Genomic DNA, 4,686 nt, shown 5'->3' on the forward strand with positions numbered 1-4,686 from the left:
CTTGCAGGCCTGCACTTCGTTGCCTTTGCCATTCTGATGGCTCAACGACTTGTTACGTTTATGACCCAAAGTACATAACAGGCTCTAGGTGATTGAACATATTTTTCGCAAATTCAAAGTGTTCCGTATTTTGAGCGAACGGTATCGAAACAGGAGAAAACGTTTTGGTCTCCGCTTCAGCTTGATCGCCGCCGTCTATAACATGGAGCTAACAATTGCTGGTGGATGACTTACGCAAGAGGTCTAATGAATCAAGCGACCAGAGCTGTGATAAGCTGTCGCATAGCGCATGAATTGCTGTTTCTAATTCAGGTGTCATTTCAATCACCAAATTTCAATTTTCGATTTCCTCAATCTTCCCCTGCGCCTCTTCCCAAACCGCATACTGCCGCTCCAAAAGCTGCTTCACCTCGCCATATTCCTTGCTCGTCTTGGCCCATCGCTGCTGATCTGCATACAAAGCCGGGTCGGCCATCTGGGATTCCAGCTCAATCTTCTGCGTTTCCAGCCGCTCGATCTCCTTTTCCGCATCCACCGCCTTTTTCTTCCATGGCTTGACTTGAGCATTCACCTGCTCCCGCTGCTGGCCGCGCTGCTTCCGGTCTTCTTTGCGGTCAATGCTGACTGCAACAGGCTGGACAACAACAGCTTTCGGCGCGGCAGCTTTGACATTCCTCGCGCCATTTGCTGCTTCTTCCTCGCGCCGCTTACGAGTTTCCAAGTAATCGTCAATATTGCCGTCGTGGAGGAACGCCTGCTGGTCGCGTATTTCCAGTACTTTGTTGACAAAGGAATTAACAAAGGAGCGGTTGTGCGAGACTACGACGATGGTGCCTTCGTATTGAGCCATCGCCTCTTGCAGAACCTCCTGCGAGGCTATGTCAAGATGGTTGGTCGGCTCGTCGAGCATCATCAGGTTGGCCGGCTTGATCAGCATTTTTGCCAAAGCAACCCGGCTTTTCTCGCCGCCAGACAGCACCTGCACCTTTTTATCGACATCATCGCCGGTGAAAAGGAATGCGCCCAGCAGCGAACGCACCTTGGTTATGGTCATGTCCTGCGCATTGTGATAGACAGTGTCCAAGATGCTGTACTGACCGTCCAGCTCCTGCGCCTGATGCTGGCCGAAATAAGTCATAACAACATTATGCCCTCGGCGTACAGTGCCTTCGGCTGGCTCCAGCCCGGCCATGATCTTCATCAAGGTGGTCTTGCCCGCGCCATTCACGCCGACCACTGCCAATTTGTCGCCGCGCCGCAGCGTGAACGAGACATCCTTAAAAATTGTCCTGCCGTCAAACTGCTTGCCGACCCGGTTCAGCTCCAGCACGTCGCGCCCGGAAGGGGCGGCAGGGGGAAAGGCGAAATGAATGGTGCGTTCGCTTTCTGAAAGCTCAATCCGCTCAATCTTTTCCAGCTGCTTGACCCGGCTCTGCACCTGCTTGGCCTTGGTGGATTTGGCCTTGAAGCGGGTGATGAACTGCTCGGTCTGGCGGATCATGGCCTGCTGGTTGTCGTAGGAGGCGCGCTCCATTTCCATGCGCAGGGCCTTCTCCTCCAGATATTTGGAGTAGTTGCCTTTATACACCGTCAACCTGCCCAGACTCAGCTCCCAGGTTTTTGTTGTCACCCGGTCGAGGAACGAACGGTCATGGGAGATGATCATCATTGCCCCTTGATACTGCTGAAGAAATTCTTCCATCCACGTCAGCGAGTCGAGATCAAGGTGGTTGGTCGGCTCGTCCAGCAGAAGTAAGGCGGGCTGGCGCAAAAGCAGCTTGGCTAAAAGCAGGCGCATGATCCAGCCGCCGGAAAACTCTTTCACCTCCCTGTCCAAATCCGCTTTGACAAAACCAAGGCCGAAGAGGATGCGCTCAATCTGCGGGCGGATGCGGAAAACATCGTGGCCCTCGAGCAAATGCTGCAATTCGCCTTGGCGTTCAATCAGCGCGTCCAGATCAGGGCTGTGCTGGTCAATCCCAGACATGCGCTGGCTGATTTCTTCAAACTCGCGCTGATGCTGCAAGGCCTCGTCAAAGGCGTGCTCTGCCTCTTCATACAGCGTTCGGCTGCCCAACTCGATGGTGATTTCCTGCGGCAAATACGCCACTGTAAACCACGAAGCCCGGCTGATCACGCCTGGGTCAGTCTCCTGCTCCTTGCAGATGATCTTCATCAGGGTGGATTTGCCTGTGCCATTGACCCCAGCAAGGCCGATGCGGTCGTTGACATGAATCTGGGCAGAGATGTCACGGAAGAGATGCTTAGGGCCGTGCTGGAGGCTGAGGTTGCTGATGGTGAGCATGGGGAAACAGGGTTGTAAGGCTAGTTATTGTCTCAAGGGCATTCTGTCGCTGAGACAATAACCGGCCTGTTGGAAAATTTCAAAAGGGAAGTGTGAAAGAAAAGGCTGCTGCCTCATTCGATGGGGCATTTTTTGCCCTCTTTGTCGATGCAGACAAACGTGACCAGAGTGGAGAATATCTCCGCGCTGTCAGCAGGAAAGGCACTTGCCAAGTTAACGGCCACCCGATAGGTAACTGAGGTTTTACCAATCTTTTCCTTCTCGACATTGAACAGAAGGATGCTGCCTAATTCGACTCGTTTTTTATAGCTCACCTTGTCCATACCAACAGTGACAAAACTCTTGCCTGGATGGTCTAACCTGGCACAAATATAGGCGGATTCATCCACCCATTTGAGCAAGACACCACCGAATAGATAGCCGTAGTGGTTGAGATGTTCTGTGAGGACTAACTGATAATTCTGCATAAAATATTTACCTGTACATTATGTAGATTATGCCTGCATCCCGAGTTCGCGCAGTATCTGCTCGTTTTCCGTCCAATTCTTTTTGACTTTGACCCAGAGTCTGAGCTGTGCCTTACAGCCGAGCAGCTTTTCAATTTCCCTGACCGCAGCTTTGCGGATATCGCCGAGCATAGCCCCGTTTTTGCCGATAATAATGCCCTTCTGGGAATCGCGCTCGACTAGGATAGTGGCGTGGATGATCACCTCTCCCTTTAGCCCATCCTCTTGGAAGGAATCGATCAGCACGGCAGTAGAGTAAGGAACCTCCTGATGAGTGCGCAGGAAAATCTTTTCCCGGATGAGTTCGGCAGCAATGAAGCGTTCGGTGGCATCAGTGGGGATGTCTGCCGGATAATACTGCGGCCCTTCGGGTAGGCGGCTGACCAATTCTTGCAGCAATTGCTCCGCACCTTCACCGTTCATGGCAGAAATCGGGATAATGGCATTGAAGGGATGCAGCGCACGGTACCACTCAATAACCGGCAAAAGCTGGTCGCGGTTGATCAGGTCGGTCTTGTTCAAAGCCAGCACTGAGGGGCAATGCACCTGTTCCAGCCAGCCGCAGTATTCGCTGCGATGCCGCTCTCTGCGCTGCGTATCATCCGAGGCATCAGCGAGAAACAGAGCCACGTCAGCTTCAGCTAGAGCCTCCAGCGCAATCCGCATCATCTCTTTATTCAGCGTCTCCTTGGCCTTGTGTAAGCCAGGCGTGTCGAGCAGGATCATCTGGTAGTCTTCGCCCGTGACTATGCCCTGAATCCGGTTGCGGGTAGTCTGTGGCAATGGCGTGACAATGGCGATTTTTTGCTGAAGATAGCGGTTGAGCAGGGTGGATTTACCTGCGTTAGGCGGGCCGACTACAGCGACCACACCGGAATGGTAGTTTTGTGCTTGATTCATATATGCAATTAGGGGCAGGCAGTTATATTCTGCTGATTTTTTTGATACGGAACTTGTCGTTTTGGAACACACAGAAGGAGTCTTTAATCTGAGCGGCGTAGTTGGCCAGAATATGCTGGACGACCTGCACTTTCTTTGCTGCTGCGGCATCTTCCAGCCGCAGCAGCAAAACCCCGCAATGCCGCATCGAGGAATGATACACCAGCTCGCCAAAATCTTTATCCATTGTCATGACGATCGGCTGCTCCCAAGCAGCCATGCGGATGATCTCCTCGTCCTTCAGGCAAGGATCAACATCCCGAACCGCTTTCACATCATGACCGTCTTCACGCAGGAATTGCTCAACGTGCCTGCCAACACCGACATCAACGAGAAACTTCAGCTTGTCGGCATTCATGCTGACACAGCTACAGGAAACACTTGCTCTTCCGCGACTAGTTCGGTCACATAGGCAAAGACTGCGAGAAAATCCTCTTTTTCAAGATCAGGGTATTCGTCAAGCAGCTCCTGTTCGGTCACGCCGCCAGAAAAGTCCCCGGAGAAGCTGCTCCACGGTGATTCGCAGGCTGCGAATTGTCGGTTTGCCGGTCATAATGCGGGGATTGACGGAGATTCGTGCCAGCAATGCTTCTTTGTTCAACATGATGAGGTTCCGTTTGTCGTTGAAATGATGTTGGCGGTTTCTGGCGGCGGCAAAAAAGTGCTCCCGGACTGTGAGAAAGCAGGCCGCGTCCGTTCAGCCGCCAGGCCAAGCCCAATCATGCCCTGCTGATTTTTCTGATACGGAACTTGTCGTTTTGGAACACGCAGAAGGAGTCTTTAATCTGAGCGGCGTAATTTAAATAAGTAAACCCCCGGCTCTGCCGGGGGACTCCCGAAAGTTTGACAGTTCCGGGAGAATATGGAAGTCTCGCTATTCTGAACCGCTCAAAGTTCAAGAAGAGGAGACTTCCATGTACGACAGCCAAAATCTAA

Annotated in this window: 6 protein-coding genes and 1 pseudogene; 1 reads left to right on the plus strand and 6 read right to left on the minus strand. The window is 52.4% G+C overall.

Translation table 11 applies throughout. The annotated features are described in order from the left end of the window. Window positions 1-94: 94 nt before the first annotated feature. Window positions 95-229, plus strand: a pseudogene (locus ACNKIB_RS05595) (IS5/IS1182 family transposase); the annotation flags it as partial. 105 nt (window positions 230-334) lie between these two features. Here the strand turns inward: ACNKIB_RS05595 and ACNKIB_RS05600 are convergent. The 6 genes from ACNKIB_RS05600 to ACNKIB_RS05625 all read right to left on the minus strand — a co-directional run bounded on the left by ACNKIB_RS05600 (window position 335) and on the right by ACNKIB_RS05625 (window position 4,354). Further along, complete coding sequence (locus tag ACNKIB_RS05600) at window positions 335-2,305, minus strand: ABC-F family ATP-binding cassette domain-containing protein (protein WP_417909563.1); 1,971 nt, start codon at window positions 2,303-2,305, stop codon at window positions 335-337. Window positions 2,306-2,418: 113 nt separating this feature from the next. Then, complete coding sequence (locus tag ACNKIB_RS05605) at window positions 2,419-2,772, minus strand: acyl-CoA thioesterase (RefSeq protein WP_417909564.1); 354 nt, start codon at window positions 2,770-2,772, stop codon at window positions 2,419-2,421. 27 nt (window positions 2,773-2,799) lie between these two features. After that, entirely contained in the window at window positions 2,800-3,711 is a 912-nt protein-coding gene (gene era / locus ACNKIB_RS05610) for a GTPase Era (RefSeq protein WP_417909565.1), read from the minus strand. A gap of 22 nt (window positions 3,712-3,733) precedes the next feature. Next, window positions 3,734-4,108, minus strand: coding sequence for a DUF5615 family PIN-like protein (locus tag ACNKIB_RS05615; RefSeq protein WP_417909566.1), 375 nt, complete (start codon window positions 4,106-4,108; stop codon window positions 3,734-3,736). Then, the gene (locus ACNKIB_RS05620) at window positions 4,105-4,230 is read right to left on the minus strand and encodes a DUF433 domain-containing protein (RefSeq protein ID WP_417909567.1); all 126 of its coding nucleotides are present in this window, start codon (window positions 4,228-4,230) and stop codon (window positions 4,105-4,107) included. Before ACNKIB_RS05620 ends, ACNKIB_RS05615 begins: the two co-directional genes overlap by 4 nt. Continuing rightward, entirely contained in the window at window positions 4,208-4,354 is a 147-nt protein-coding gene (locus tag ACNKIB_RS05625; RefSeq protein ID WP_417909568.1) for a DUF433 domain-containing protein, read from the minus strand. Before ACNKIB_RS05625 ends, ACNKIB_RS05620 begins: the two co-directional genes overlap by 23 nt. Window positions 4,355-4,686: the final 332 nt, after the last annotated feature.

It is taken from the genome of Candidatus Electronema sp. PJ (assembly GCF_048287395.1).
In the GTDB taxonomy this organism is placed as follows: domain Bacteria; phylum Desulfobacterota; class Desulfobulbia; order Desulfobulbales; family Desulfobulbaceae; genus Electronema.